The sequence below is a fragment of the Kocuria salsicia genome, from assembly GCF_007681555.1.
GTDB classification, from domain to species: Bacteria; Actinomycetota; Actinomycetes; order Actinomycetales; family Micrococcaceae; genus Kocuria; species Kocuria salsicia.
Genome location: NZ_VELE01000001.1, coordinates 592,803 through 619,797 on the forward strand (window position 1 = coordinate 592,803; position 26,995 = coordinate 619,797).

26 protein-coding genes and 1 pseudogene are annotated in these 26,995 nt (G+C 67.5%); 13 read left to right on the forward strand and 14 right to left on the reverse strand.

The features are described 5' to 3' along the window. Positions 1–4 precede the first annotated feature (4 nt). The gene (locus FS770_RS02625) at positions 5–3,412 is read right to left on the reverse strand and encodes a DEAD/DEAH box helicase (RefSeq protein ID WP_145009710.1); all 3,408 of its coding nucleotides are present in this window, start codon (positions 3,410–3,412) and stop codon (positions 5–7) included. Positions 3,413–3,683: 271 nt separating this feature from the next. Between FS770_RS02625 and FS770_RS02630 the strand changes: the two genes are divergently transcribed. The 3 genes from FS770_RS02630 (at position 3,684) to FS770_RS02640 (ending at position 6,453) form a co-directional block, all read left to right on the forward strand. Then, entirely contained in the window at positions 3,684–4,385 is a 702-nt protein-coding gene (locus tag FS770_RS02630; protein WP_238693928.1) for a DUF2087 domain-containing protein, read from the forward strand. Continuing rightward, positions 4,382–5,539 carry an MFS transporter gene (locus tag FS770_RS02635; protein ID WP_145009713.1) on the forward strand — a complete coding sequence of 386 codons (1,158 nt, stop codon included), beginning with the start codon at positions 4,382–4,384 and terminating at the stop codon, positions 5,537–5,539. Before FS770_RS02630 ends, FS770_RS02635 begins: the two co-directional genes overlap by 4 nt. Positions 5,540–5,697: 158 nt before the next feature. Next, a complete protein-coding gene (locus tag FS770_RS02640; protein WP_145009716.1) occupies positions 5,698–6,453 on the forward strand; it encodes an amidohydrolase family protein in 756 nt (251 codons plus the stop codon). A gap of 3 nt (positions 6,454–6,456) precedes the next feature. On the opposite strand, the gene FS770_RS02645 is transcribed toward FS770_RS02640, so the two are convergent. After that, on the reverse strand, positions 6,457–6,816 hold the full coding sequence (locus tag FS770_RS02645) for an MFS transporter (RefSeq protein ID WP_145009719.1): 360 nt from the start codon (positions 6,814–6,816) through the stop codon (positions 6,457–6,459). A 288-nt stretch (positions 6,817–7,104) separates the two neighbouring features. Between FS770_RS02645 and FS770_RS02650 the strand changes: the two genes are divergently transcribed. Then, complete coding sequence (locus FS770_RS02650) at positions 7,105–7,653, forward strand: alpha/beta hydrolase family protein (RefSeq protein ID WP_244944705.1); 549 nt, start codon at positions 7,105–7,107, stop codon at positions 7,651–7,653. Between the two features lie 68 nt (positions 7,654–7,721). Here FS770_RS02650 and FS770_RS02655 read toward each other — a convergent pair whose 3' ends face one another. The 3 genes from FS770_RS02655 to FS770_RS02665 form a co-directional block, all read right to left on the reverse strand. After that, on the reverse strand, positions 7,722–8,150 hold the full coding sequence (locus tag FS770_RS02655; RefSeq protein WP_342353656.1) for a low temperature requirement protein A: 429 nt from the start codon (positions 8,148–8,150) through the stop codon (positions 7,722–7,724). A 139-nt stretch (positions 8,151–8,289) separates the two neighbouring features. Beyond that, positions 8,290–8,649, reverse strand: a complete 360-nt coding sequence (locus tag FS770_RS02660; protein WP_055086325.1) for a cupin domain-containing protein — start codon at positions 8,647–8,649, stop codon at positions 8,290–8,292. Between the two features lie 219 nt (positions 8,650–8,868). Continuing rightward, a complete protein-coding gene (locus FS770_RS02665) occupies positions 8,869–10,467 on the reverse strand; it encodes an L-lactate permease (protein WP_145009725.1) in 1,599 nt (532 codons plus the stop codon). A 515-nt stretch (positions 10,468–10,982) separates the two neighbouring features. Between FS770_RS02665 and FS770_RS02670 the strand changes: the two genes are divergently transcribed. Genes FS770_RS02670 through FS770_RS02680 form a run of 3 tightly spaced genes read left to right on the forward strand, consistent with a single transcriptional unit; the run spans position 10,983 to position 14,462 of the window. Beyond that, the gene (locus tag FS770_RS02670; RefSeq protein WP_145009728.1) at positions 10,983–11,705 is read left to right on the forward strand and encodes a succinate dehydrogenase cytochrome b subunit; all 723 of its coding nucleotides are present in this window, start codon (positions 10,983–10,985) and stop codon (positions 11,703–11,705) included. Next, positions 11,705–13,699: a fumarate reductase/succinate dehydrogenase flavoprotein subunit gene (locus FS770_RS02675; RefSeq protein WP_145009731.1), complete on the forward strand. Its 1,995-nt coding sequence runs from the start codon at positions 11,705–11,707 to the stop codon at positions 13,697–13,699. The genes FS770_RS02670 and FS770_RS02675 overlap by 1 nt, the downstream gene beginning before the upstream one ends. Before the next feature lie 13 nt (positions 13,700–13,712). Continuing rightward, entirely contained in the window at positions 13,713–14,462 is a 750-nt protein-coding gene (locus FS770_RS02680; RefSeq protein WP_145009734.1) for a succinate dehydrogenase/fumarate reductase iron-sulfur subunit, read from the forward strand. A gap of 86 nt (positions 14,463–14,548) precedes the next feature. On the opposite strand, the gene FS770_RS02685 is transcribed toward FS770_RS02680, so the two are convergent. From FS770_RS02685 to FS770_RS02705, 4 genes are all read right to left on the reverse strand, one after another. After that, positions 14,549–15,979: an anion permease gene (locus FS770_RS02685; protein ID WP_145009737.1), complete on the reverse strand. Its 1,431-nt coding sequence runs from the start codon at positions 15,977–15,979 to the stop codon at positions 14,549–14,551. Between the two features lie 408 nt (positions 15,980–16,387). Next, a complete protein-coding gene (locus FS770_RS02695; RefSeq protein WP_035965439.1) occupies positions 16,388–16,642 on the reverse strand; it encodes a Txe/YoeB family addiction module toxin in 255 nt (84 codons plus the stop codon). Further along, a complete protein-coding gene (locus FS770_RS02700) occupies positions 16,643–16,921 on the reverse strand; it encodes a type II toxin-antitoxin system Phd/YefM family antitoxin (RefSeq protein ID WP_145009740.1) in 279 nt (92 codons plus the stop codon). Positions 16,922–17,085: 164 nt separating this feature from the next. Then, the gene (locus FS770_RS02705) at positions 17,086–17,394 is read right to left on the reverse strand and encodes a HigA family addiction module antitoxin (RefSeq protein WP_039101684.1); all 309 of its coding nucleotides are present in this window, start codon (positions 17,392–17,394) and stop codon (positions 17,086–17,088) included. A 37-nt stretch (positions 17,395–17,431) separates the two neighbouring features. On the opposite strand from FS770_RS02705, the pseudogene FS770_RS02710 reads away from it, so the two are divergent. The 4 genes and pseudogenes from FS770_RS02710 to FS770_RS02725 form a co-directional block, all read left to right on the forward strand. Further along, positions 17,432–17,728 (forward strand): annotated as a pseudogene (locus tag FS770_RS02710) (IS3 family transposase); the annotation flags it as partial. A gap of 212 nt (positions 17,729–17,940) precedes the next feature. Then, the gene (locus FS770_RS02715) at positions 17,941–18,867 is read left to right on the forward strand and encodes an FRG domain-containing protein (RefSeq protein ID WP_186366669.1); all 927 of its coding nucleotides are present in this window, start codon (positions 17,941–17,943) and stop codon (positions 18,865–18,867) included. Between the two features lie 433 nt (positions 18,868–19,300). Beyond that, a complete protein-coding gene (locus tag FS770_RS02720) occupies positions 19,301–20,044 on the forward strand; it encodes a hypothetical protein (protein WP_145009746.1) in 744 nt (247 codons plus the stop codon). Positions 20,045–20,143: 99 nt separating this feature from the next. Further along, the gene (locus tag FS770_RS02725) at positions 20,144–20,956 is read left to right on the forward strand and encodes a restriction endonuclease (RefSeq protein WP_082698306.1); all 813 of its coding nucleotides are present in this window, start codon (positions 20,144–20,146) and stop codon (positions 20,954–20,956) included. Positions 20,957–21,125: 169 nt separating this feature from the next. On the opposite strand, the gene FS770_RS02730 is transcribed toward FS770_RS02725, so the two are convergent. Further along, positions 21,126–21,800: a hypothetical protein gene (locus FS770_RS02730; protein WP_052209914.1), complete on the reverse strand. Its 675-nt coding sequence runs from the start codon at positions 21,798–21,800 to the stop codon at positions 21,126–21,128. A gap of 313 nt (positions 21,801–22,113) precedes the next feature. On the opposite strand from FS770_RS02730, the gene FS770_RS02735 reads away from it, so the two are divergent. Together FS770_RS02735 and FS770_RS02740 are read left to right on the forward strand one after the other, a co-directional pair. Then, positions 22,114–22,584: a DUF6932 family protein gene (locus FS770_RS02735; RefSeq protein ID WP_145009749.1), complete on the forward strand. Its 471-nt coding sequence runs from the start codon at positions 22,114–22,116 to the stop codon at positions 22,582–22,584. 85 nt (positions 22,585–22,669) lie between these two features. Next, on the forward strand, positions 22,670–23,623 hold the full coding sequence (locus FS770_RS02740) for a hypothetical protein (protein ID WP_039101683.1): 954 nt from the start codon (positions 22,670–22,672) through the stop codon (positions 23,621–23,623). 21 nt (positions 23,624–23,644) lie between these two features. On the opposite strand, the gene FS770_RS02745 is transcribed toward FS770_RS02740, so the two are convergent. The 4 genes from FS770_RS02745 to cmtR all read right to left on the reverse strand — a co-directional run bounded on the left by FS770_RS02745 (position 23,645) and on the right by cmtR (position 26,995). Beyond that, positions 23,645–24,196 (reverse strand): hypothetical protein, encoded by a 552-nt coding sequence (locus FS770_RS02745; protein WP_012397802.1) that lies wholly within the window; start codon positions 24,194–24,196, stop codon positions 23,645–23,647. Between the two features lie 224 nt (positions 24,197–24,420). Continuing rightward, positions 24,421–24,729, reverse strand: a complete 309-nt coding sequence (locus tag FS770_RS02750) for a hypothetical protein (protein ID WP_012397801.1) — start codon at positions 24,727–24,729, stop codon at positions 24,421–24,423. Further along, on the reverse strand, positions 24,726–26,639 hold the full coding sequence (locus FS770_RS02755; RefSeq protein WP_012397800.1) for a heavy metal translocating P-type ATPase: 1,914 nt from the start codon (positions 26,637–26,639) through the stop codon (positions 24,726–24,728). Before FS770_RS02755 ends, FS770_RS02750 begins: the two co-directional genes overlap by 4 nt. Then, positions 26,636–26,995 (reverse strand): Cd(II)/Pb(II)-sensing metalloregulatory transcriptional regulator CmtR, encoded by a 360-nt coding sequence (gene cmtR / locus FS770_RS02760; protein ID WP_012397799.1) that lies wholly within the window; start codon positions 26,993–26,995, stop codon positions 26,636–26,638. Before cmtR ends, FS770_RS02755 begins: the two co-directional genes overlap by 4 nt.

The window sequence follows — 26,995 nt, forward strand, 5'->3', positions numbered from 1 at the left end:
CTCGTCAGAGTCGGCCGTCCCGGTACAGCTGCTGGAGCAGGTCTTGCATGCGCGGGGTGTAGGCGATCGCGGTGTACTCATCGCCCTTCGCACTGTGCCGCTGCTCGGTGACCACGCCCAGCCGCTCGGCGAGCGCCGTCGGCTCCCAGGCACCGGTTCCGCCCACCAGCACTCCGGCCTCAGCGAGCCGCAAGTTCCACGCGGTTGTGGTGATCGCGGCGTCTTCCTCGCTCAGCACCCCGCGGGCCTTCCACTCCTTCACGACCGCGGTCAGCGTGAGCGGTTCCGCGGACGACGACGCTGCCTCCGGCACCGAATTGCCCGCAGGCTCCGGCTCCGGCACCGTGGCGGCGAACACGGCGTCCGATCGGTGCGCCCACTCGGTCATCCGCTCGAACACCGGCCCGTTGCCCCACCGGTTGGCGGCGGCGAAGACGATGAACAGGTCCTTGGCGCGGGACACAGCCACGTTCATCAGTTCGAGGTTCGAGTCGATGAACCCGGACCGTGGACTGTTCTGGCCGTAGACCGCGGAGAACAGCACGACCGGCCGTTCCGCGCCCTGCAGCCGATGTGCGGTGCCCACCGTGATGCTCTCGGCGAACCGGGAGGGAAGGTCTGCCGGGGCGTCCTCGGCGGTGGCCGCGGCTCGTAGCTCCCTGGTGATCAGCCGTGCCTGCGCGCTGAACGGTGTCACCACGCCGATGAGCTCGTCCTCTCCCGGTGCCCTGTTCGAGTCGGGTTCCCGCGTGGTGTAGAGGTCGCGGAAGTAGGCGTAGTTCGCGACGATCCAGCGTGCCACGCACTGCGCCTCCGTCCGGTTCACCCGGCTGGACCCGGACCGTTCGTCCTGCGATCCGGGGACCTCCCGGAACAGGAACGCCGGGCCCTCGACGGGCGAGGAGGACGCCGGGCGCTTCGGCTCCAGCAGCCCGTTGTAGAGCAGGTCGTTGCAGTAGCCGATGATCTCCGGGTGGCATCGGAAGTGCTCGGAGAGGAAGAGCCCAGGAGCCCCGTCGTCGTAGCTCCAGGCCGAGGCGTGACTGGCCGCGCGTATCAGACTGGAGTGGGGCGAGCACGTCATGCCCCGCGGGCGGAGGTTCTGCGCCCAGGTCTCGGCGGGGATGCCGGCGCTCTCGGCGACCTCGCGGTCGGTGTCCTCGTCGATCGACCACACGGGTGCCAGCTGCTTCTCGTCCCCCACCACGAGCGCGCGGCGGGCCAGCGCGAACGCCGGGAGGCCGACGGGCGTGTCCACCTGACCGGCCTCGTCCACGATCAGCAGGTCGATGCGGCCCACGTCGAACCGCGCGGGCTCCCCGCTCCTCGAGTAGAGACCGAAGTACCTGGGCACCTGGTAGGCGGTCATCACGAAGCACGGGGTCAGGGCTGCGGCCTGCGGCCAGTACGTCGACATGACCGTTGCCGTGTTCTTGAAGCGCTCGTCCTCCGGGATGAAGTCCTCGGTCAGCAACCAGCAGGCCTCGTAGTGGTGCACCGCGAGCCAGAACTCGGCGTAGCGCAGGGTGACGTCCAGGACGGCGTCGAGTTCCTCGAGGGTGGTGCAGTCCGCGAGTCCGGCAACCTTCTCCAGGCTCATCAGGTGCGGCGACGACACCGCCTCGGCGCACAGCCGTGCGTACCGGTCCGTGGCGCCGTGCCGGGCCATCTCCTCCACGAGCACCAGCCGCAGTTCTTCCAGCTCGGCGAGCGCGTCTGTGATCCACCCCTTGACGCCTGGGAGGTCGTGGGCACTGCCGAAGTGTGCACTGGCCCGCGCGACGAACGTGTCCCGTGCGCGCCCCAGGTAGCGCGGGTCGCTGTAGACGGTGTACGTCTCGCTCTTGTTCCGCTGCTCGAGCAGGTACTTCGTGCGGGCTTCCCTGAGTCGGGACGACGCCGGGCAGTAGACGGCGAGGGACCGCAGCGGCGTGGCCTCGAATGCCCCGCTGCCCTCGCTCTGCCCGGTTGTCGCGGGCTCCTGCGCCTTCTCAGTCTCCTGGATCTCCGGCGTCTTCCGGGCCTCCTGGATCTCCTCAGACGTCCTGAGCTCCGTGCTGCCCATCCCCTCCGCGCTCGGAAGCCACCGCAGGTCCAGGGTGCCGGGATCGTTCCTCGTCACGGAGCTGAACGAGGAGATGATGTTGACGACCGCCTGGTTGTTGGTGGACGTTCCCACGATCACGGGGGCGTCCCGGCCCTCCAGTGCGTGACGCGTGAGCATGTTGGCGACGACGGCCTGCAGCATCGTGGTCTTGCCCGTGCCCGGCGGACCGCTCACCGCGGTGACGTCCCCCTCCTCCCCGCTCAGGAACGCGTGCACCGCCCGGCGCTGCGACGGGGTGAGCGGGAAGCCGTCGCTCATCGACCCGCAGGACAGCTTCATCGCCTCGTGCAGGCCCTCTCCCTCGTGGATCGCCCGCTCGGCAATCCGTGCACCGGACCACCCCTGGCACATCCGCTCCAGCAGGACCGGGGCGCCGTGGTCCGCGACGTGGTCGTAGAGGTCCAGGAGCGGGCCCACTGCGCTGACCCGCTCCAGCTCCCGCACGAAGCACAGCTCGTGCTCCACGCGCCCGTTCCCCGACGTGTCGCAGTGAGTCGGAGGGGTAGCGCTCTCAGAGTGCTGGCCGTCGCCCGAGAGCACGGCCGCGAACTCCGCCACGCTGCGTCCCGCCAGGGCCGCGAAGAGGCTGTCCGCGAGGTCCAGCGCGCCCGCGAGCGACGTCGTCTGTGACACTCCTGCGCCCAGTTGCTGCCGCGAGAACGCCCAGAAGGCCTCGAGGTCCCCGACCATGACCTCTCGGTCCCCGACCATTGGGGAGGACAGCCGCTCCGAGGGAATCCACGGGGAACTCGCGGTCTCGAGCACCGGTTCGAGCCGCCCGTCCGGGAACAGCGTGGCCTCGAGCAGCAGCAGGCCGGTGTGTCCGCCGCCGGGCAGTTCCAGGGACACGCAGGAGACCACCACGGAGAGCGGTGTGCGGTCCTGCTCGTCAGACCCGCCTTCATCACGTGTCGCCCCGTCCGAAGGCTCGCCGTCGAACGGTCCGGTCCCGTTGTCACCCCTGTGCTCCCCGGCGGGGGCGGCGGCATCGGCACCGGTGCGGGTTCCGCCCTCCTCCGCATCCGCCGCCCGCGTCCTCGCGGCTCCCCCGCCGCGAACCTGGGCCGTCGGGGTGGCGGTGACCTCCGCTGTCTCTCCCGACGACGACGTGGCCCGCCCGCGCCGCCCCGTGGCGTCGTCGTGCGCATCGAAGAGGGTCCGCGTCTGCTCCTCCGGCAGGAAACCCGCACGCAGCAACGACCGCGGCACCGCCACGTACGGGCCGTCACCGAAACTCACTTCGTCCAGCTGCCCGCGCCGAAGGATCCGCGCGAGGTAGTCGGTGATCGTTGCCGTCTCGACCATGCGCGGTCCTCGCGTTCCTGTGGCACTGCGTGGGGGCGGCGGGCAGGCCCTGGGCACCCGCCGTGAGAGCCCGAGTCTATCCAGGGTCACCGCCACGCACTGTGATGTGGCATACTCTCGTGCAGTCGGCGTGCCCAGCGCCCAGCCCGCGCACGGACCCCAGCTCCGGCGCAGCGGCGAAGGGGAGCGAATTCTCGGGCCGTCAGACGTCGTCATTCCTCGTCCGACCGGGCGATCGTGCTGGGGGCGGTGCGCGCGGTCCAGGTACGAGATGACTCACGACAGCGACTTCAAATCTCTGGTGCGCGCCCGCATGCGCGCAACCGGTCAGAACTACACCGCGGCCCGCGCCGATCTGCTCCGCGAGCGCGACGACGCCGCAGCCGCCCCTCTCCACCGAACGCAGGGGTCCCCCGCGTCCGGTCCCGCGGAGCCCCTCGCACATCGGCAACCGCCCACGGCGCGCGCCACCGGCGTGTCCCGCCGCGAGAGGCCCGCCGAATCCGCCGCCGCGGGGAGCTCCCTGCCCCACCAAGATGCGGCGAGCGCCGCGGACGGCCACCCGGCGTCGTCGTCCTCCGCTCCCCCGGTCCCCGACGGCGTCGACCCCGTCGAGTGGGAACGCGCTCACGCTGAGTACCGCCGGGTCCTGGGCCGGTTCGTGCGGGACGGCCGCGTGCACACGGTTCCCGCGCGCCGTCGTGCCCGGGTGTTCGTGCTGCTGCACCTGCTCGCCGCGTTCCCCGCGGGGCACACCTGGAGCGAGGTGGAGGTCAACGCGATCCTGCGGACGATGGTCGAGGACCAGGCGTTCTGGCGGCGCGAGCTCGTGGAGTACGGGTACCTCCAGCGCGAGGCGGGCGTCTACTGGCTGCCCGCGCGCGTGCCCGAGCGGTCCGCGTCCATGCGGCAGGAGACTCCCGCGTGGGAGGACCTGTGGCTGCCGGTCCATCTGGGACTGAGCGCGCCGTGACCCGCGCCGGCACCCGCTCCGATGTGAAGCTCGCGGTGCTGCTGCTCGGCATGCTGGTCTCCGCGTGCGGGGACGACGTCGCCGCCGTCGCCTTCTCGTTGCGCGCCGCCGAGTCAGGGGCGCCGGGTCTGCTGGCCGCGATCCTGCTGGCCCAGACGGTGCCCGCGATCGGGCTGGGGCTGCTCGGCGGCGTGCTCGTGGACCGGGCCCTGCGCTGGTGGTGGTGGCCGCTCTCGCTCGCCGTGCAGGCGGCCCTGTTCCTCGTGATGGCGGGCGCCCGGTCGAACGCGCTGATCGTCGCGTGCGTGGCCCTGGTGAGCGCGGTCTCCGCCGTGACCGGGCCCGTGGCGAGCAAACTCATCGCCCTGCACAGCCACGACCACCAGCGCATCGGCGGCCACCTGGCCACGGTCAACGGGCTGTCGCAGGCGTGCGGGGCGGCGCTCGGCGGCATCGCGTTCGGGGTGGGCGGGATCGGGCCGCTGCTGTGCCTCAACGCGGGGACGTTCGCGCTGCTGGCGGTGGTCGCGCTGCTCGTCACTGGCCGGTCGCCCGTGCCCGTGGACGCCTCCCCGCAGCGGGGTGTGCTGCTCGGGTTCCGGCGCCTCGCGCGCCCGGGGGCGTTCGGCGTCGTCGGGCTCGGACTGCTGGTCTGCACCGTGTTCGCGACCTCTATCGAGGGCGTGTCCGGCGTCTTCGTCCTCACGCACCACGCGCACTGGGACCCGGCGTGGGTCGGCCTCGCGTGGGGCCTGTGGGGTTTCGGCGCGGTCCTCGGCGGGCAGGGCGCGGGCCGTCTCCGCAGGTGCCCGGCCACGGTGCTGCTTGTCCTGGGTGCCGGGGGCATGGGCGCGGTCTTCCTCGTGCTGGCCCTGGGGCTGCCCGGCGTGGCCATCGGCGCACCGCTGTTCCTGGTGGGCGGCGCGGGGAACGGCGCGTTCAACGCGGCGGTCTCGCGCACCATCCTCGCCGCGGTCCCGCTGGCCGAGCAGGCCCGCGCGTGGACCGCCTACCGCTGGATCGTCACGTGCTGCGTGGTGGGCGGCTATCTCACCGGCGCGGCGTTCGGGGAGCACGATGCCGTGGCCGCCCTGGCGCTCGCCGGTGGCCTCACGCTGGTCGGGGCACTGTGCCGCACGGCTCCACACACCTGATCCGCAACCGGAGCGTGACGCACCGAGTGCGGCGACCGCCACCGGGCAGGGAATGGCGGTCGTCACGCGCAACACCACAGACTTCTAGAATCTCGTCGTTCCCGTCATCACCCCGTGGACATCGGCGGGCACCCAGCACAACAGCCCAGGAGCACCGCATGACGCAGCGCATCTTCGACACCCACCTGCACATCATCGATCCCGCGCACCCACTCGTGGAGAACAACGGGTTCATGCCGGGCCCGTTCACGGTGGACGACTACCAGCGGCGCATCGACGGGCTCGGGATAAAGGGCGGCGCGGTGGTCTCCGGCTCGTTCCAGGCCTTCGACCAGGGCTACCTGATCGACGCGCTGAAGGCCCTGGGGCCGAACTACGTGGGTGTCACCCAGGTCCCCGAGGACACCAGCGACACGCGGATCCTCGAGCTGCACGAGGCTGGGGTGCGCGCGGTGCGCTTCAACGTGGCCCGTGGGGGCTCCGCGAACCTGGACGACATCGACCGCCTGGCACGCCGCGTCCACGACCTCGCCGGCTGGCACGCGGAGGTCTACATCGACGCCCGCACGATCGACGAAAGCCTCTCCCGCCGCATCGCCGCCCTGCCCGCGGCGAGCATCGACCACCTGGGCATGCACGAGGACGGCCTTTCCAACCTGCTGCGGCTCGTGGAGCAGGGCGTGAAGGTCAAGGCCACAGGATTCGGCCGCGTGGAGCTCGATCCCGCGGCAACGGTCCGCGCGATCGACGCCACCGACCCAACGGCGCTCATGGTCGGCACGGACCTGCCCTCCACGCGGGCCCTGCGCCCGTTCCGGGACGAGGACCTTGCCCTCATCGTGGACGCGCTGCCCGCGGACCGCGTAGCGGACGTCTTCTGGAACAACGCGGCGTCGTTCTACCTGGGGGCGTGAGCGTCACCACGCGACCACGCGACCTCGCGACGGCGCCACGACGGGCAGACCGAGCCCGCCGCCGGGAGCGCACGCGGCCGCACAGAGCGAGCCGCCCGTCAACTGCGCCGCGAGCACCCGCCGCGTCGGGACGCAGCCGGAGAGACCGACACCGAGCCGATCCCAGCCCACGACGACGAGCCACACCCACGGGGTGAACGAGACGACGAGCGCACCCACCGCCGCGATGGCCGCACGGCAGCGCAGGACGGCCTCGGAGCCGAGCCACTCCACGACCCGGTCTGCCGGCAGACGGCCGATCGTCATGGTTGCGGAGAAGGCACCGCAGGCGACGGCCGCAGTGCCCGCGGAGGTGCCGGGCACGTCCTTCAGGCTGCGCTCGCGCGGAGCTCCACCCGATCGTCACTGACGCTCCCGCCCCCGAGACGGACGTGACGTCCCTGCGTGCGACATGAGCCACCGTCACCGTGACGGCCCAGGGTTGAGCCGCTGGAAATACCCTAGAGTAACTTCCATGTCTGACCACCGGAACTCTCCCGTAGCCGGCGTCCGCGGCGAAAACCTGAGCATTCCCGTCGCCTCGGACGCCGTGGCGGGCACGCTGTGGCTGCCTGGACCCGCGCACGGTTCCCCGCGCTTCCACTGCACGCCGTGGGTCACAGCATCGGCGGGCACGCCATGGTCCTCGGCCACGGGCTCGAGGGCCTCGACCGGTTCGCGGTGGTCTCCTCCCACCTGGCGCACACCCGCACGATCGCCCCGCGGAAGGAGCAACTGCGCGTGGCCGCCGTGCTGCATGCCGTGGGCCCGGCACTGAGCCGGACCCTGGGGTACATGCCCGGCAAGCGGCTCGGCATCGGAGAAAACATGCCCACAGCCGCGATGGTCGAGTGGGGGTCGTGGGCACGGCGTCCCGGCTACTTCTTCGACGACCCGTCCATGGACGCGACGGCCCGTGCAGCCGCGGTCACCCAGAACGTGCTCGCGCTCGGCGCCTCCGACGATCCCTGGGCCAGCCCCGCGCAGATGAGGGCCCTGACCGGGCGGCTCACCTCCGCCGCGGTGGAGCACCGCACGTTCACCCCGGAACAGCTGGGCGTTGCGCGCATCGGCCACCACGGCCTGTTCCGCCGCTCCGCCGCCGACGCCGTGTGGCCGGGGCTCGTGGACTGGCTCACCGCGCCGCCACCCCAGGGCTGAACGGCCCCGGCTTCCCGGGACTGCACGCGCCGGGTGGAGAAGGGCAGCCGCGACGTCGCCCTGGGCGCTCAGGCGTTGACGGGTCGGTGCATGGGCCTGTCCACCGGCTGGCGCCACACGAGGACCGCCACGCTCAGCATGAGCACCACGGCGATGAGACCGAACGGCACGGGCAGCAGCGGGTCGATGGGCACCAGCAGCCTTGCCAGGGGAAGGACCGTCCTGACGGTCCTCTCCGCGTTGCACCTGATGGCCACCGCCCACACGCCGAGCAGGAAGACGGCCAGGGGAATGCTGGACGCGAAGGAGGACCACGGGGCGTGCAGCTCGCTGTCGCCCGTGAGAACGTCGAGCTCCACCTCGATGCCGGCGGAGAAGGCGCCTGCCGCGGCGAAGATGAAGAAGTGCGTGTAGCCGTAGAACATGGAGCCGGCGAACGTGTTGATGGCCCGGTGGTGCGGGTGCCACGGTGTGGACTCGATGGTCTCCGCGATCAGGCGAGGACGGCGGCGCCCATTCCCGCCGGGGTGCGTCGGTCACGTGGACGGTGTCAGACTGGCAAGGTCCCACCCCCTGCGTGGCTCACGGACCGCTCCGGGCCGGGCCTGCCCGCCCGGGCTCAGCGCAGCAGCGGGATCAGTGCAGCAGCAGTGTGACGGACAGCGTCGTGGGCTCGAGGGCCTTCACGGCGTGCAGCAGCCCCTCCGTGAGGTGCAGCACCTGGCCCGGCCGCAGCTGCACGGGACCCTCCGGGAGCTGGAAGTCCACGCTCCCCCGGACCACCTGGATCAGCGCCGGGTGCGGTGCAGCGTGCTCGTGGAGCTCGTCGCCCTCGTGGAACTCGAAGGCGACCACCTTGACGCCGTCCTCCTCCACCACCGTGGCAGCACTGGGGCGGCCCGGACGGGGTTCGCTGCGGCCGACCAGCTCTGAAAGGGTGGCGACTCCACTCCCGGAGCCGTGGTGGGTGGTGTGCTCGAACGAGTGGTGCGCCATGGCTTCTCAGGTCCCCTTCCGTGAATTGCTCGAAACATAATAAGCATATTGCCTGCAAGTTATTGGATCAACGGGGGTTCCACCCGGCCGGAACCACCGAGGGGCAGCCGCCCTCCTCCTGAGGCACCTCCCAGCTGACCCGGTGCACCGAACGGCCCACCCGCGAGGAGGTCGTGGCCCGCCTGAGGACGCGCCCCCAGACACTCGCCCGAGGGGCGCTCACACGAGGGCCAGCACGAACGTCCACACGCACACCACCGCGAGCATGCCCAGGCTGTAGGCGATGGAGCCGCGCATGATCTCACTCTCCCGCCCGTTGAGACCCACCGCCCCGGCAGCGATCGCGATGGACTGCGGGGAGATAACCTTTGCGGTGGTGCCGCCTGCCGTGTTGGTCCCCACGAGGAGGGACGGGGCGGCACCGATGCCCTGCGCCGTCGCCACCTGCAGCGGCGCGAAGAGGGTGTTGTTGTTGACCACCGAGCCCGTGAGGAACACGCCGATCCAGCCGATCACCGGGGCGATGAGCGGGAAGATGGGCCCGACCGCGGCGAGCGCGGTGCCCATGGCGGTGGAGCCGCCGGAGTAGTTGGCGATGTTCGCGAGCACCAGGATCACGGCGATGAGCAGGATGGCCGGGCCCAGTGCCTTGAGAGCGCCCGCCAGCTCCTCCCCCAGTTCTTTGGCGTGCAGCTGCGGGGTGGTGAAGAACGTGATGAGCACGGCGATCAGGATGGCCGTTCCGGTGGCACCAAGGATCGAGAAGGTCCAGGTGGCATTGACGACCGTTCCGGCGGCGGTGGTCACGTGACCGGTGAGCCCGGGCATGGGCACCGTGAAGGTCGTGAAGCTCAGCGCACCCTTGGTGAAGAGGTTCTGCACGGCGGGGACGGACCACAGCAGGATCACGGCGGTGAGGATGTAGAAGGGGCTCCAGGCGCGGACCACCTCGCCGAGGGGGTGTTTCCCCTCGGCGGTCTCGGGGACCTCCGGGGCACGGGACACGCGCTTCGGGGACCACACGTGGCACACCGCGAACAGGGCGACCATGGCCAGCAGGCCGGCCGCGAGATCCGCCAGCTCGGGACCCATGAACCACAGCAGGCCACCCTGCACCGCACAGAAGACCACCGAGGAGACCAGCGCCGGGAGCCAGGTCTCGCGCAGGCCGCGCACCCCGTCGACCATCCACACGAGCAGGAACGGAACGAGGAACGTGAGCGGCTGGAGCAGCAGCACGAGGGCTCGCGAGAGTTCCTGCGTCTCCATGCCGGTGACCTGCGCGCCCACGAGCACGGGCACGCCAATGGCGCCGTAGGCACCGGCGGCCACGTTGGCCACGAGGCACAGCACTGCGGCGCGCACGGGCGGGAACCCCAGCTGCACGAGCAGTGCCGCGCAGATCGCAATGGGCACGCCGAAGCCTGCCACGCCCTCCAGGAACGCGCCGAACGCAAACGCAATGAGCAGCACCTGCACGCGCTGGTCAGCGGAGACCGCGGCGATCGAGGAGCGGATCACGTCGAAGCGGCCCGAGCGCACGCTCAGCCGGTACAGCCACACCGCCATGACGATGATGTACGCGATGGGCCACAGCGCGGTCAGCAGCCCCAGCAGACCTGCACCGGCCGCGGCGGAGACGGGCATGTGGAACACGAGCAGTGCCACCAGGATCTGCACCACCAGCGCGATGAGCCCGGATTTCAGCCCCGTGAGCTTGAACAGCATCATGCAGGCCAGGAACACGACTATCGGGATCGCGGCCACGAGCGCGGTGAGGGGCAGGCTGCCCAGGGTGTCAAGAGATTGGGTCCACATTGGAGCCTCCACGACGTCCGGCGGGTGAGCAGTCCTCAAGGCGGGCTCGCGACGTCGCCGCGGTGCGCGCCGTCGTCGGCCGCCGGTCGCGCAGCGGGGCGGGTTCCTGGAGCCAGCGGACCCTCGTACCACCGCCTGCCACGCGCCGCAGCGACGCCTTGATCACAGGGTCAACGCTAGTCCTGAACCGGGCAGTTCGGGCGGGAACCCTCCGCGGAGAGTGACAGGTGCGAAGTGGGACACCCGGCTGCGGACCCCTGGGGAGCGGCACAGCCGCCCAGTGGGTCCGGAACCCCGTGAGTGGGAACGGAACACCGTAAAAAGACCGACACTGTGAAATTACGATAGGCAAACCTTAGTTATTCTCAATGCCCTCGGCACCCGCCGCAACCCTTTCTGGCGGCAGTACCGGAAACGCCCCGGAACGCGTCTTGCAATGCCCCTCCCGGCGTAGAATTGAGGATGATGAACTCCCGGAGTTCAGCACTCGGTTCACCCACTGACGAGGGGCAACGATGACGGCAACCATTCAGCGAAAACAACGCACGTCAGCCCCGCCGCGCACACGGCTGCCGGTGTCGAACTTCGCCGCGAAAACCACCATGGCCGTCACCGGTCTCATTTTCGTCGGATTTGTGTTCGTGCACATGTACGGCAATCTGCACATCTTCCGCGGCCAGGAGGAGTTCGACCACTACGCACACTGGCTGCGCGAGATCCTGATGCCGCTCATGCCCTACGCGGGTGTCCTGTGGGTGCTGCGCGTCGTGCTGCTGATCAGCCTGGTGCTGCACGTGGGCTGCGGGCTCCTGCTGTGGACGCGCGCCCGTCGAGCCCGCGGGCCGTTCAAACGCACCGGGCTGCGCCGCGGCGACGCCCTGATGGCGCGCTCGATGCTCGGGACCGGCCTGGTGATCCTGCTGTTCGTGATCTTCCACATCCTGGACCTCACGCTGGGTGTCCAGCCGGCCGCATCCGGGGCGTTCGAGAGCGGATCGGCGTACGCCAATCTGGTCGCCAGTTTCCAGCGGCCCGTCGTGGCCCTGTTCTACATGCTCACCATGCTGGTGCTCACCGTGCACGTGGCCCACGGGACGTGGACCGCCGCCAACGACCTCGGCGCCACCGGCAGGCGGCTGCGGCAGCTCGCCGCGTGGGTGGCAGGGCTGGTCGCCATTGCCATCTGCCTGGGCAACATCTCGATCCCCGTCTTGGTTCTCCTGGGAGTGATTCAGTGATGACGGCATCCTCGACCACCCAGCCGCAGGCCCTGCTGGACGAGCTGCGCACCGTGGGTTCGGGCCTCCCTGGTCTGAGCTCGGACGTGCCCCCGTCCCAGACGTGGGCGGACCGGCGGCTGCACTACCGCATGGTGGGCCCGCTCAACCGTCGGAAGTTCACCGTGGTCGTCGTGGGCACCGGACTCGCCGGCGCAGGTGCGGCGGCGGCCCTGGGCGAACTCGGCTACAACGTGGAGTCGTTCACCTTCCACGACGCCCCGCGCCGCGCACACTCGGTGGCCGCCCAGGGCGGCATCAACGCCGCACGCGCCCGCACGGTGGACAACGACTCGATCGCCCGGTTCGTGAAGGACACCGTCAAGGGCGGCGACTTCCGCGGCCGCGAGGCCGATGCCTGGCGGCTGGCCGAGGAGAGCATCCGGGTCATCGACCACATGAACGCGATCGGCGCGCCCTTCGCCCGCGAGTACGGAGGCGGGCTGGCCACCCGCTCGTTCGGCGGCGTGCAGGTCTCCCGGACCTACTACACGCGCGGGCAGACCGGTCAGCAGCTGCAGGTTGCCGCCGCCCAGGCGCTGCTGCGTCAGGTCTCCACGGGACAGGTGAACCTGCACACTCGCACCGAGATGCTGGACCTCATCGTCGTGGAGGGCCGCGCCCAGGGCATCGTGGTGCGCGACCTCGTGACCGGGAAGATCTCGGCGGTCACCGGGGACGCCGTGGTGCTCGCCACCGGCGGCTACGGCAACGTCTACTACCGCTCCACGCTGGCCAAGAACTCGAACGTCACCGCCGCATTCCGGGCCCACCGGCGCGGCGCACTGTTCGCCAACCCGTGCTTCATCCAGTTCCACCCCACGGCCCTGCCGGTCTCCAGCGAGTGGCAGTCGAAGACCACTCTCATGAGCGAGTCCCTGCGCAACGACGGCCGGATCTGGGTTCCCGTGAAGGCCGGGGACGGCCGGCCCCCGAACGAGATTCCCGAGGACGAGCGCGACTACTACCTGGAGCGCCGGTACCCGGCCTTCGGCAACCTCACACCGCGCGACGTCGCCAGCCGGGCCGCGCGCACCGAGATCGACGCGGGCCGCGGCGTCGGGCCGCTGAAGAACTCCGTCTACCTCGACTTCCGGGACGCCATCGAGCGCCTGGGGCGCAGGGTGATCGCGGAGCGCTACGGCAACCTCTTCGAGATGTACTCGGACGCCACCGGCGAGGACCCTTACGAGGAGCCCATGCGCATTGCACCCGGCGCGCACTTCGCCATGGGCGGGCTGTGGAGCGACTACGACATGATGACGTCGATCCCCGGGCTGTTCGTGGGCGGCGAGGCCGGCTGGGGCTACCACGGCGCCAACCGCCTGGGCGCCAACTCGCTGCTCTCCGCGTGCGTGGACGGGTGGTTCACGCTCCCCTACTCGGTGCCCAACTACCTGGCGCCGCTGCTGGGCAGGCCGAAGCTCTCGCCGGACGACGACGTCGTGCGGGCCGCGGTGGCCGAGGCTGAGGCGGGCGTGCAGGCGCTGGTCGCGATCGGCGGCACGCAGGGCCCGGAGCGCTTCCACCGCCGGCTGGGCGACCTGCTGTACGAGAAGTGCGGGGTGACGCGCACCGCCGAGGGGTTGGCCGAGGGTCTGCGAGGCATCCGGGAGCTGCGCAGGGAGTTCTGGATCGACCTGCGGGTGCAGGGCCGCCCGGACGGCTTCAACCAGGAGCTCGAACGGGCCGGCCGCGTGGCCGACTACCTGGACATGGCCGAGCTCATGTGCCTGGACGCGCTGGACCGGGACGAGTCCGCCGGCGCGCACTTCCGCGAGGAGCACCAGACCGAGGGCGGCGAGGCCCAGCGCGACGACGAGCACTGGCTGTTCGCGTCCGCGTGGGAGCGTGCTGATTCCGGCGAGGCCGGCGAAACGGGACCGCGCTACATCAGGCACCAGGAGCCCCTGGAGTTCCCCAGCGTCCCGCCCGAGACCCGCGACTACCGATGAGAGGACCATCCTCATGAAACTCACGTTGAAAGTCTGGCGTCAGGAGTCCGGCGCCGAGGAGGGGCACTTCGAGGAGTACCTGCTGGAGGAGGTCGGACCCGAGTTCTCCCTCCTGGAGGCACTCGACAAGCTCAACGACGATCTCGTTGCCCGTGGTGAGGAGCCGATCGCGTTCGACTCGGACTGTCGCGAGGGCATCTGCGGGGCGTGCGGCGTGACCGTGGACGGCACTCCGCACGGCCCCCAGAAGAACACGCCGTCGTGCCGGCAGCACCTGCGGTCCTTCGAGGACGGCGCGACCGTGCAGCTCGAACCGTTCCGCAGCGGCGCGTTCCCCGTGGTCAAGGACCTCGCGGTGAACCGCAGCGCGCTGGACCGGGTGATCGGGGCCGGCGGGTTCGTCTCCACCTCCGTGGGCACGGCGCCGGACGCGGACGCCATCCCGGTGACCCACGAGGCCGCGGAGTGGGCCCTGGACCTGGCAGCGTGCATCGGCTGCGGTGCGTGCGTTGCCGCGTGCCCCAACGGTTCCGCGCAGCTGTTCGCCGGGTCCAAGACGATGCACCTGGCCACGCTGCCCTCCAGTTCCAAGGAGCGTGGCCGCCGGGCCAAGGGCATCACGCGCGCGGCCGAGGAGGAGTTCGGTCCGTGCTCGGTCTACGGCGAGTGCGCGGAGGTGTGCCCCGCTGGGATCCCGTTGACCGCGATTGCCGGACTCAACAAGGAGAAGCTGCGGCAGGTGCTGCGCAACAAGGACGACTGACCCGCTCCCCCGTCGACAGACGACGACGCTCGGTGCCCCTGGGAGGGCACCGAGCGTCGTCGTGCGGGGGGGGTTTGCCGGGCGGACTACATGGCGAGGTCGCCGAGGATCCACATCCAGCCGCTGCCCACCACGGTCCAGATGATGATGATGGCCACGGACATGATGAAGGCGACCTTGAACCACTCGGAGACCTTGACGTACCCGGAGCCGTAGACCACCCCGGACGGGCCGGAGGCGTAGTGGGAGATGGCGCCGAACAGGTTGCCGATGTAGCCGAGGGCGAGGGCCGCGAACATCGGCGGGGCACCCGCGGTGATGGCCGCACCCAGGAAGACGCCGTACATCGCGACGATCTGCGCGGTGTTCGAGGCGAACATGTAGTGCGCGTAGAAGTACACGAGCGCGAGGATGGCGAAGGCGACCGGCCAGGACATGCCGCCGACGGCGCCGGAGACCACCGAGCCGATCCACGTGATGACGCCCAGGTTGTTCAGGTTCTCCGCCATGCCCACCAGGACCGCGAAGAAGATCAGGGTGTTCCAGGCGGAGCCGTTCTTGGCCATGTCGTTCCAGGTGAGCACCTTGGTCACCAGCAGCACCGCGATGCCGACGAAGGCCGCCGTGGTGGCGTTGACGCCAATGGCCGTGCCGAAGACCCACAGCAGCAGGAGCAGCACGAACGTGGCCGCCATGATGATCTCACCCCGGGTCATGGACCCCATCTTCTGCAGCTCGCTGCGCGCCATGGTGGGTGCTTCCGGAGTGCTCTTCAGCGTGGGCGGGTAGACCTTCATGAGCAGCCACGGGACCACCGCGAGGCTCACGAGGCCGGGGATCAGGGCGGCCAGGGCCCACTGGCCCCAGGAGATGTGCACGCCGAGCTTCTCGGCGGAGGCCACGGCCAGCGGGTTGCCGGCCATCGCGGTGATGAACATGGCGCTGGTGATCACGTTGACGTGGGCGGCGGTGAACGTGAGGTAGGAGCCGAGCTTCCTGCGGGACTCGTCGGTGTCCGGGGTGGAGCCCTGGACCTCCGCGACGGAGCGGACGATCGGGTAGATCACACCACCCGCGCGGGCCGTGTTGGACGGGGTGGCCGGTGCGAGTAGGAGGTCCGTGACGGCCATGCCGTAGGCGATGCCCAGGGGCGATTTGCCGAGGACCCTGAGGAACATCAGGGCCACGCGGCGCCCCAGCCCGGTGAGCAGGAACCCGTCCGCGATGAAGAACGCCGCGACGATGAGCAGGACGGCGGAGTTGGAGAATCCGCTCAGGGCCTCCCCGCTCTTGACGTCCATGGCGCCGGTGATCATGGCGGTGGCCAGCCCGATCAGCGCCACCGAAGGAGTGGGCAGAGGCTGCAGGATGAGCCCCAGGATGGTCGCGACGAAGATGCCGAGCATGTGCATGCCGCGGGGGTCCACGCCCTCCGGAGCGGGGATGAAGTAGATCACCGCCCCGATGAGGACCATGAGCCCGAATTTCCAGAGCATGGAGACGGTGTTCCGACTCATGGTTCTGGATTCGTGGGTGGAATCAACCTGATGGCCGGACATTTCTGCCTCCGAGTGTCGCTCCGGTGTGAGACCCTTCTCCCCTCAATTTTAGACTCGTGGCCAGCGGAAATACGGTTCCCCGGGCATGTGGGGGCGACCTGATAGGTGTTTCCCGTCACCATTCATCGGGTGACCATGGGCAGGGGGTCAAAGGCCGGATGCGGGTCGGTTTTCAACCGCCCGTAGGTGTCGACGTCGAGGCGTGCTCCGTCCACCAGGAATTTCTGGCGCTGGGTTCCCTCCTTGAGGAAACCGGCTCTTTTCGCGACGACGGCCCGCGGTTCATGAGGTCACCCCAGGCGCCCTAGACGTCGGCAGCAAAGTCACCTGGCACAGCCGATCCGAACAACGACAGTTCAGCCCGGCTCAGTAGTGGTATCGAGCCTGCAAGATCACGAGATCCTCACCAGTCACGAGGTAGACGAGCCGGTGCTCCTCGTTGATGCGCCGCGACCACGAGCCCCGCGCCCCGTACTTCAACTGCTCCGGCTTGCCGATGCCCTCGAAGGGCTCGCGCAGGCAGGCATCGATGAGCAGGTTGATCCGCTTGAGGATTCTCCGGTCGGCGGTCTGCCAGTACGTGTAGTCTTCCCAGGCGGCCTCGTCCCAGACCAGCCGCATTCAGACGTCCCGAGCCTGGCTGGACGGCTCGTCGGAACGGTCGAGCTCGTGGGCCTGGGTCTTCCCGGCACCGGCACGATCGTAGGCGTCGAGAAGCCTGCGGGCGTTCGCTGGCGACCGGAATAGGTAGGCGGTCTCCTGCCACGCCGCGTACTCGTCGGCGGGCATGAGCACCGCGTTGCCCTTCCGAGAGACGATCTCGATGGCTTCTTGGTCCTCGTTCACGCGCTCGATGAGCGGGAAGAGAGTCTTGCGGGCCTCGCTTGCGCTGATGGACATGGAGTACCTTCCCTACGTTGAGTGGTACTTGTTTATGGTACCAGTCAGCGCCCTGGGATGGTCCGGATGACGACGATCAGACATCATCGTCCTTCACTGAGGACTTTGCCAAGGCGGGAGAGCACTGCATCCGCGGATCTCCAGGGGTGGTTGCACGATGCACTTCAGGGATCTGCAATGACAAGCGGAATAATTGCCGCGATTCGTTCCCCAGCGCGATCCTCCGCGCAGTCCAACTCGTAGTGGCTCTGAAGATTGAGCCAGAACTCGGCTGATGTCCCGAAATACCGTGCCAAACGGAGGGCCGTGTCCGCACTGATCCCCCGCTTGCCGTGCGCGATCCCATTGATCCGCCGGGGAGACATCCCGATGGAGACGGCGAGCTTGCCCTGGGTGATGCCGAGCCCTTCGATGAAGTCCTTCATCAGAACTTCTCCAGGGTGGATCGGCTCGATCTTGTCAATGGTAGTCAACGATCTCGACCTCCTCTGGTCCTGGGTGAAGCGCTCTGGGTCCCAGTTCCGCGTCAGGTCATTCGTGCACGCACTGAACGAGCAGCACCTGCACGGGTCGATGGGCCAGGTCGGTGCCGCCGGTGACAACGCGGCGATGGAGTCCTTCTTCGCGTTGTTGCAGAAGAACGTCCTCGACCGCCGTCGCGGGCAGGCCCGTGACGAGCTGCGGATCACGATTATCACCTGGATCGAACGGGCCTACCACCGGGGCCGCCGACAGGTTCGTCTGGGCCGTTTGACCCCGCGGGAGTGCAAGACCACCATGAACCCAGCCGTGGGCCTCGCGGCTTGACACTACAACTGTCCCCTAACCGTGCAGCAGTCCCAGATGTATTTACCATGGTCAAGGTAGGGTTAATCAACAAGAAGACATGGAAACGACCGAACACGCGTATAGCGGCAAAGTGTCTTCCAATAGGGATTGGGCGACGGTCGGTCCACCACCGAACCCCGCCGAGGACAGGTAGCGCCCCGTCAAGAGCGTCGAACCGAGGAGCTAACAAAATGGATGGGACCGACTTTTTTGGCCCGTGGGAGGGTGATGCCATCACGTCTTGGGTCGGCGCGACATCAGCCATCGAGGACGTCCTCAACAAGATCGGTCGGCGAAGAATGGTCTGGCGGGGCCAAGTGAACGCGAAGTGGTGCCTCCACAGCGGCCTTTACCGCCGCATCCTCGCCACGGGGAGCGGCCCCTCGCCTAAAGAGAGCGACTTAGTCAAAGCCGAGGATCGACTCCTCACGATTGCACGCGAGTGGTGGCGGCACGACCAGCTACCCTATCTGGAACTTGTTGCACACATGCAACATTACCGCGCCCCTACACGCCTTCTCGATGTCTCACTGAACCCCTTAGTGGCGCTGTGGTTCGCAGTGGAGCAACAGCACAGCGACGAGGACCATCAGGACGGACGTTTGTTCGCGATTGATGTAACGGACCGCACCGTCCGCCTGGACTCAGAGTGGAGCACCTATGACATTCCGTGGCGCGGCTACCCAAAGGACTCAAAATGGTCTCTGGAACTCCCCCTCCTCTGGAAGCCTCCGTCATACAACGACCGGATTCCCGCTCAACAGTCCGGTTTCCTGCTGGCCGGTGTCCCAAAGTATTATAAAGGATCCAACGCCCAATACCGTAAGGGACCGGGCGACGGTAGTTCCGCCGGCCTCTGGTCGGCTAACGAGGTGCGACGTGCAACATCAGTACCCACACGCATGGTTGACCGATCCCGAAACCTGCACTCTAACTCACGTCCAACCCTAACGTTGCGCATCACGTCTGACGCGAAAGACGAGATTCGCCGCAGACTTGAGCGGGATTATGGAATTAACAGCGGGACCATGTACCCCGACCTCTTCGGAATGGCAACGGAGATCAGGGGTCTCGTCGACCACGGGGGACTCCTAAAGCGACCTCCAGCAGCACCCTGACTCCCCCCACCTATTCGCGCATCGCAGGCCCTCTATCCGGCCGCCTCAATCGCCGTGCCTAGAGCGAGAAACACGGGGGGGGAGCTAGAACACGAGTTAAGCCCCAGGGAATTTTACAGAAGACCCGCACCACCAGGCGACACTGGTTTGCCCCGAGAACTAGAAAACCCCCTCCGCACGGGTGGCGCGGAAAAGGCAACCAAGCAGGGCCGGGCCAATCTTACAGCTCATTCAAGACCGACTATCGCCAGCCGAGAAGCCTCGTTACGCAGGGACTTTATACATTAAGCCGGAACTCCACCACGTTCCGTAGCCGAGTAACCTTTGGTCACAGCGACTCGCGCAGCGGCAAAGGCACCCCGCTCATGGAGCGCCATCATGCGCCCCTTCTGGATAGGAGGGCGACCAGAGGGGCACGAGGAGGACCGAGGGAATGGCATCGAGCCCGCCGCCGGGACTGCACCCGGCGTTGTCGACGCACCAGGGGTTCGCGCTGCTGGAGGAGGCCGGGGCAGTGCGCAACCTCCTGCGCGACTCCGTGGAGGTAATCCGAACCCTTCGCTTTGTCTCGCTGCACGGCGATGGCGTGTTTATGCTGGGCAGCATCGGCGTGGAGAAGGCCATGAAGGTCATGCTCGGCTGCAACGAGATCGAGGCTTCGGGCTCCTGGCCCTCCAAGGCGACCTTGAGGTACGACTGGGGCCATGACATCCAGAAGATGAGCCAGCTGCTCAACACGGCGATTGAACGCGGCCAGGCGCGATCCACCCACACCGGGTATGCCGAGACTCTCGCTGATCGGATCAGCGGGAGCACCACACTCCCGCTTCTCTTCGCGACGTTCGCTCGGTACGGGAAGTCGGGGCGCTTCCACCACCTAGGCATCCTCGCGACCAACGAGCCTGGCTCGGATGAGTCACCATCTGAGTACTGGGAGCGAGTCGAGTTCCACGTTAGGAGCACAGAGCCCGAGCTCGCCGAAGTCCCCTACGGAGACAACCAAGCGCTGGACGAGTACGAGGTCCGACTTCGGGACCGCATCGCGGACGAGCTGGAGGCCTGGTGGTACTGCGTCCACTGCCTCGGCGTCCAGGGCTGCTTCGGCGACCAGGGCAGGAAGATCGGCTGGGAGATTTGGGAGCCAGGGCGTCCCGAACCGCCGATCGTGAGGAACTAGCCCAACGTCACGACCACCGGGTAATCGCAGACGACTGCCAGTAGCAAGCCGAGTCGACGTCGGGCTTCCCTCGCGTGTGGCGCTTCATATACTGGCCGTATGGAAAAGGTGCCCGAGCAGCCACTCGACGATGATGCGATGGCCGTCGCCGAGTCCGAGCACGACTTCACCCTCGGCTCCCTCGACTTCGAAGCACTATCGCCCACGGACTTTGAAGAGTTCTGCTTCGACCTCATGGCCGAGAGTGGCTTTTCCAATGTGGATTGGAGAAAGGGGACCCCGCTCGCTGCGTCGCCGTCCGACCGTGGTCGAGATATCGTCGCCCGCCGGTCTATGAGGGACATTGACGGGCACGAGTACGAGGAGCGCTGGTTCGTCGATTGCAAGCACTACAAGCGCGGCGTTCCTCCGGAAGCGCTTCAGGGGGCAATCGCCTGGGCCAGCGCTGAGCGCCCGTCAGCGCTCCTCTTCATTGCATCCGGCTATCTAACCAACGGGGCTAAGGATTGGATCGCGGACTATCAACGCTCCAACAATCCGCCCTTCAGGATCCGCATCTGGGAGAAGCCACAGCTCCTTCGGCTCGTTGAGCAGAATCTAGATCTAGCGTTCAAGCACGATGTTGGGACAAGCACGCTGCGACGGGTGTCAGAGATCCTAGAGGTTGAGTCAGCGCTCATGGATCGACTCTGGTACGGACGTAAACCGGCGGACGAGGACGTGGATCTCTACGATTGGCCCGATGACATCAAGGCTGGAATGCTCGCAGCAAAGCGCCGAGTCGAGGAACAGTACGGCGTGGAAGAGCTGGCGAAGGATGTGGAGTCGGACTGGGCATGGGGCTACCTCTCAGGGCGGATCTCCGCTATTCGCTGGGTGCTGGGGGATGCCTGGCACAACCTTGACAGCTGACGGATCAAGACACGCATGGAGTCTCTGGCTGCGAGATAGCATTTTGAATGCTCCACCATGCACCCAGTTGCCCGCCCTTTCACCCCGATGAGATGACCACTACGTCACGACCCCCAGCCCAAGAGCGCGACCCCATACAGGGTCTCGACGTATTCACTGGGCCCAATCCTCAAACACGCTCTTTGCGGGTTGAGAGCCAAGCTGAGACCTCTTCCCTAAACGGCCTAAGGCGCCTGTAAGCATCGCGCGCAAACTCAATCTGCCAATCAAAATCCTCTTGACGGAGTTCCGCATGGATGTGAATGTAGTTGCGAGCCGTGTAGTAGCCTGCGATCTCATGACCGAGGCCATCACTAATCATGCCTAGCGTCACGGCGGCAGCAACCTTGCTGTCGAATCGAATCTTCGACTCCTGGGTGCGGCGCGTTGCATACACGGCACCAATGACATCCGTAGCATCAGCCTGAGGAAGTTTGCGAATTCGATCCATAATATGTCCCGGGAGCTCCCGCTTCACGAGCGCGCGGTATTCAGGTAAGGCCTTAACGACAGGCTCGCCAGACGCCTCAACGAAGAGAAGGTAGTGAATTGCGGCTTCATAAATCGATGCGTACTGTTGAACCTGCAATTGAACCTGAGCTTGAATCGCCCATGGCTCGTCGACCCGAAGGCCTTCCCAGAGCTTATACAAATACCTGGCCGCGTAAAACTCCTGCCCGAGCCTTTTGCGAAGCTCGAGGTCACCGATGAAGTTAAAATAGTCGACATGCCATGCCAGGTCACCCGGCAAGTCCTTTCGAGCATACTCCACCGCCTGTGAGCGAATACCCTCTGGAAGCGGCACGGGGTCTCCTTAACTATTCGCGCAGAGTAGAATTGACGAGAGTTAAAGTATCTAATTCGATCAATGCAGTAACTCCGCTACGCCTCCGCCTCTGGCATAGAGCCTACACGTTGAAGCGGAACTCCACCGCATTCCGGCACATACCAACCTGTGGTTGCGTGTCTGGCTGGCATCGCCTCGGCCCCCACCTCGCCCCTTCCGGAGACGCAGAAGGTGGGGCAGCGGGGGCACGCGACCCGATCTCGCGTCCGCCTCTGTCGGCAGCCCCTGATAGGACATAATGACAGGTGACTGCGACCCACAGGGAGGTGACTTGGCGCTGCCTGCACTTGACGAGCAGACGGGCCTGCTTCCGCTGGGCCGATTCGGCGCGTCGTTGGAAGAGATCAAATCCCACTACGTTGACGATCCCCGGTTCGCGAAGTCGGCGACCCGCGCCGAGATCTGGCAGCACTTCGAGTCCGCTACCGACGGCATCCGCTTTGTCGTCCCCGTGGTGTGCGTATGGGTGGGTGGCAGCTTCCTTACCGACAAGATCGATCCTGACGACATCGACCTCGTCTACTGGGGCGAAGACGTGCTCGTTGACCAGGTGACCGACCCCAAGGATCGGTACATCCTGCAGATGTTCGGGATGAACCAGGTCCGGCCAGCGACGGGCCTGCGCGTTGATACTCGATACTGCCTATGGCACGTGTTCCCCGAGGCGGACCGCGCCCACTCAGTCGAGCACCAGTCATATGCGTTGAATCGTGGCTACTGGGATGACTTCTGGATGCCCTAGCGCAACGGCGCGAAGGAAGATCCTCCGCAACGGCCGGATGCCCTACCGCAGCGCGGCTACTTCGAAGTGACTCTGGACGGTTTCCATGGCGTTTGACTGGGAGCAGTTCAAGGCCAACGTCCAAGGCGAAGCTGAGTGGCAGGACGCAGATGATCTTGCGCGCATGAGCATCGAGACTCTGCGCGCTGAGCACGGCTTGCTGCGGCGCGACGCTTCTTCAGGGTCTCTGCGCCTGACTGGGCCAGGAATCACGATCCACTCGGGAGCGATCGACGGGATTGCTGACACGCTTCGCAATTTTCAGCGCCTGGTGCTTGCGACAGGCCTCGCGGTGAAGGGGCACAAGTCGTTGCGTGGGCAACCGCCCGCCGACGTCGTCTCGAAGACCCGACTGAACCTCAATGGTTCACCACTGCCGGGAAGCCTCATCCTGCAGATCGTGCCGACGACTTTGCCAGCGGACGAGATCTCACCCGATGGCCAAGTCGGGCTGTTCGGAGACGACAATGCAGAGCCCCAGTTGATCGACACCGCCATGAAGCGAGCACTGGGACTGCTCGAGGACGGACGTCGTCTCGGCCCAGATGCCGACACCAGTGACTTCTTGGCGCGCATCCGCGAGTACGGACCGCGCGTCGCCACGACGTTGCGCGACTTCTCGACAGGTCTGGTGAAATCAGGGTTCGAGCCTGATCTCACTTGGTCCCAGCCTCGCCAGGCGCGCCTGCGCACGCGCCTCTCCACGGCTGAACTCGCTCACATTGGAGAGCTCATCGCTTCTCGGGAACTCGAGCTCGAGCCGACCACCATCCGCGGCATCGTGCGGACTGTCAGCGAGATCAGCGCTTGGCAGCTGGAGATCGAGGACGGCGAGATCGTCAAGATCGACGCGAAGAAGATCCCTGCGGCGAACACTGCAACGCTGCGCACCGGCATGTCAGTTTCAGTCGATGTGTCAGTCACGGAAGAAACCGGCCCTGCCGGCGAAGTTAAGCCTAAGTACACGGCGACGTCGTTCACAGTGCTGAGCAACCCGTAAGGCCGAGTCGTTACACCACATCTAGTCCAACGGCTGGATCCGGAGGTTGGTCCGCGGCGGCAAATCCCAGCCGTGACGCGCATGAATTTCCCTAACCAACTCTTCCGCGTTGACCTGGAGCTTGGCAAGTGCAGCCGCGTCGTGGCCGACTGATCGTAAATGGCGCAGGTTGCTGCTCAGCGCGTGCGCCCAACTCATCAGCGGGTCGAGGTTCGCCACCCGCCGCTCAACGGTGTCGCCGGGCTTGGCGGCCTCCATCACCTGGCGGCCGATGGTCGCGCCCAGCGTGCGCTCGGCCTCCAGCCACGAGTCGATACCATCCCAGCCGTCGAGCTGGTCGACGAGCGCGATCGACGTGATGCGCAGGTTGGCGAGCCGCTCCCCCACCGGCTCGGCCGTCGGATCGAACCCGATTAGGCGCTGCACGGCTTCCTGCACCGCGAACCAGCGTGCGTCCTCGGCCGCCTTGCGCGACTCGGCGAGTGCCTCGTTCGCGCGCTTGTTCGCTTGGTAAGTGCCGACGCCGGCGATCAGCAGCGACAGGGCCGAGATCACCAGCGCGAGGACATCCATGGCTCGATCCTGCCACTACAAGAAGCAGTTCCTGAAGCACTTCCGGCTATTGCTTGCCCGAGGCGCGTCAGCCGACTAACCCGCGCTCACTACGATGCTCCGCGCGGCGACCAATCCCTACAGCGCGAATCTCCACTCCACCGATTCCCGGTACATACCACCCTCTTGAGGTGTGCAGTGAAGCGCTCGGCCCCGAGTCCGGGACCGACAGCTTGCGTTCGACGTCAACGATAGGTCTCGTGCAACGCCTCCTCGATCTGAGACGGAGTCGGTGCACCGGCGTACCCGCGCTCAGTCGCGTAGACCCGGCACGCGAGCGAGCGAACCGGTTGCGTCGGAAACAGGTCGACGCCGTCGACGAGGATCGTGGGCGAGCCTCCGAATCGGGTGTTCGCCGCTTCGGTCTCGGTGTGGATCGTTACCAGCTCGATGGGCACTTCCGCGAGCTCGGCGGCATCCAGCGCGGCGCGCGCGTTTGCTTCGGCGATGGCCGTGTTCGGGCAGTCGACGATGTGCAGCAGTTCGACCTTCATACGATCTGCTCCTTCCGGGTCCGGGCCGCGCGCAAGCCATTGAGGATCACGATGACCTCCGCGATCTCGTGCACGAGCACCACGGCAGCGAGTCCCAGGACGCCGAAGAGGGCGAGCGGGAGCAGGGCGATGATGATCAGCAGCGACAGGATGATGTTCTGGTTGATGATGTGCCGTCCGCGCCGGGCATGGTCGAACGCGCGCGGCAGCAGCCGCAGGTCGTGCCCGGTGAACGCGACATCGGCCGACTCGATCGCGGCATCCGACCCGGTCGCGCCCATCGCGATCCCGATGTCCGCGGCGGCGAGGGCGGGGGCGTCGTTGATGCCGTCGCCGATCATCGCCACCGAACCATGCTGGCCGAGCTCAGCGATCGCAGCGGCCTTGTCCTCGGGGCGCAGCTCGGCGCGCACGTCCTCGATCCCGGCCTGCGCCGCGAGAGCGCGGGCGGTGCGGGCGTTGTCGCCGGTGAGCATCGTGACCCCGATGCACTGCGCGGCGAGCGTGCGGACGACCTCCGGGACCTCCAGGCGCAGCTCGTCGCGGACGCCGATCGCAGCGACCGGCTCGCCGTCGCGGTGCACGATGACGACCGTCATGCCCTGCTCCTCCAGCCCTGCGACCCGGTCGCCGAGCGTCCCGGCGTCCAGCCAGCGGGGGCTGCCGACCGTGATCCGCGCGCCGTCGAGCTTGCCCTCGATGCCGTGCCCGGCCTGCTCGGTCACGTCCTCGGCTACTGAGGCCCCCGGCGCGGCGGCGGTGATCGCGGCCGCGAGCGGGTGGGTGCTGTGTTGCTCCAGCGCGGCCGCCCACGCCAGCGCCTGCGCCTCGGTGGTCCCGTCGGCGGTGAGAACGGCGGTGACGAGGGGCTCGTTTCGGGTGAGGGTGCCGGTCTTGTCGACGGCGACGTGGCGGATCACGCCGAAGCGCTCGAACGCGGCACCGGACTTGATGATCACGCCGAACTTGCTCGCCGAGCCGATCGCGGCGACCACGGTCAGCGGCACGGAGATCGCCAGCGCGCACGGCGACGCCGCCACGAGGACGACCAGGGCGCGAGTGACCCACAGCTCGGGGTCGCCGAACAGCGAACCGATCAGCGCCACCAGGACGGCGAGGACGAGCACACCAGGGACGAGGGGTCGGGCGATGCGGTCGGCGAGGCGGGCGCGGTCTCCCTTCTCGGCCTGCGCCTGCTCAACGAGCTCCACGATCGTGGTCAGCGAGTTGTCGGTGCCCGCCGCGGTCGTCTCGACTTCCAGCGCGCCGGCGGAGTTGATTGCACCGGCCGAGACTGCATCTCCCAGCTCGACCTCGACCGGGATCGACTCTCCAGTGATCGCAGACGTATCCAAACTCGAACGACCCGTGACCACGACGCCGTCGGTCGCGATCCGTTCGCCCGGCCGCACCAGCATCAGCTGGCCCACCTGGAGGTCTTTCGCGGCGACCTCGACCGACGCGCCGTCGCGGCGGATGGTCGCTGTCTCAGGGACGAGCTTGAGCAGCGCCCGGAGCCCGCCGCGGGCGCGGTCCATCGCCTTGTCCTCCAGCGCCTCAGCGATCGAGTACAGGAACGCCAGGGCCGCGGCCTCCTCGACGTAGCCGAGGATCACCGCGCCAATGGCGCTGATCGTCATCAGCAGGCTGATGCCGAGCTTGCGCTTGGACAGTTTGCGGATCGCGCCCGGGGTGAACGTCGACGCTCCCAGCAGCAGACCGAGCCAGAACAGCACCAGCGCCAGGATCTCGAGCCCGGACCACTCCAGGACGAGACCGGTCAGGAAAGCGACGCCGGAGAGGACCGGGACCATGATCCCGCGGTCCCGCCACCAGGGTCGCTCCTGCACCTCCTCAACTGCTTCGCCGACCGTGGTCTCGGGCTCGTCGCAGCCGCACGCCGCGCTCATGCGCCTGCCCCCGTCCCGCAGCAGCCCGGCACCGGGCACTGGTCATCAACGCATGGCGCGTGCTCGTCGACGGCCAGCGTCACATCCACGAGCGCCGTGAGCGCCGCAGCGAGGTGCGGGTCGGCGATCTCGTAGCGCGTCTGCCGTCCCTCGGGCTCGGCGGCCACAATGCCACAGTCGCGCAGACAGGTCAGGTGGTTCGACACGTTCGACCGGGTCAGCTCCAGCTCGCGCGACAGCACCGCCGGATAACTCGGGCCGTCGAGCAGGGTCATCAGGATCCGGGATCGCGTCGGGTCCGCCATGGCTCGGCCGAGCCGGTGCATGACGTCGAGGCGTGAAGCAATGGTCAGCAT

Coding starts and splice junctions, on each gene's coding strand:
- FS770_RS02625 (WP_145009710.1), bottom strand. CDS start 3,412: ATGGTCGAGACGGCAACGATCACCGACTACCTCGCGCGGATCCTTCGG.
- FS770_RS02630 (WP_238693928.1), top strand. CDS start 3,684: ATGACTCACGACAGCGACTTCAAATCTCTGGTGCGCGCCCGCATGCGC.
- FS770_RS02640 (WP_145009716.1), top strand. CDS start 5,698: ATGACGCAGCGCATCTTCGACACCCACCTGCACATCATCGATCCCGCG.
- FS770_RS02660 (WP_055086325.1), bottom strand. CDS start 8,649: ATGGCGCACCACTCGTTCGAGCACACCACCCACCACGGCTCCGGGAGT.
- FS770_RS02665 (WP_145009725.1), bottom strand. CDS start 10,467: ATGTGGACCCAATCTCTTGACACCCTGGGCAGCCTGCCCCTCACCGCG.
- FS770_RS02670 (WP_145009728.1), top strand. CDS start 10,983: ATGACGGCAACCATTCAGCGAAAACAACGCACGTCAGCCCCGCCGCGC.
- FS770_RS02675 (WP_145009731.1), top strand. CDS start 11,705: ATGACGGCATCCTCGACCACCCAGCCGCAGGCCCTGCTGGACGAGCTG.
- FS770_RS02680 (WP_145009734.1), top strand. CDS start 13,713: ATGAAACTCACGTTGAAAGTCTGGCGTCAGGAGTCCGGCGCCGAGGAG.
- FS770_RS02685 (WP_145009737.1), bottom strand. CDS start 15,979: ATGAGTCGGAACACCGTCTCCATGCTCTGGAAATTCGGGCTCATGGTC.
- FS770_RS02695 (WP_035965439.1), bottom strand. CDS start 16,642: ATGCGGCTGGTCTGGGACGAGGCCGCCTGGGAAGACTACACGTACTGG.
- FS770_RS02700 (WP_145009740.1), bottom strand. CDS start 16,921: ATGTCCATCAGCGCAAGCGAGGCCCGCAAGACTCTCTTCCCGCTCATC.
- FS770_RS02715 (WP_186366669.1), top strand. CDS start 17,941: ATGGATGGGACCGACTTTTTTGGCCCGTGGGAGGGTGATGCCATCACG.
- FS770_RS02720 (WP_145009746.1), top strand. CDS start 19,301: ATGGCATCGAGCCCGCCGCCGGGACTGCACCCGGCGTTGTCGACGCAC.
- FS770_RS02725 (WP_082698306.1), top strand. CDS start 20,144: ATGGAAAAGGTGCCCGAGCAGCCACTCGACGATGATGCGATGGCCGTC.
- FS770_RS02740 (WP_039101683.1), top strand. CDS start 22,670: ATGGCGTTTGACTGGGAGCAGTTCAAGGCCAACGTCCAAGGCGAAGCT.
- FS770_RS02745 (WP_012397802.1), bottom strand. CDS start 24,196: ATGGATGTCCTCGCGCTGGTGATCTCGGCCCTGTCGCTGCTGATCGCC.
- FS770_RS02750 (WP_012397801.1), bottom strand. CDS start 24,729: ATGAAGGTCGAACTGCTGCACATCGTCGACTGCCCGAACACGGCCATC.
- FS770_RS02755 (WP_012397800.1), bottom strand. CDS start 26,639: ATGAGCGCGGCGTGCGGCTGCGACGAGCCCGAGACCACGGTCGGCGAA.
- cmtR (WP_012397799.1), bottom strand. CDS start 26,995: ATGCTGACCATTGCTTCACGCCTCGACGTCATGCACCGGCTCGGCCGA.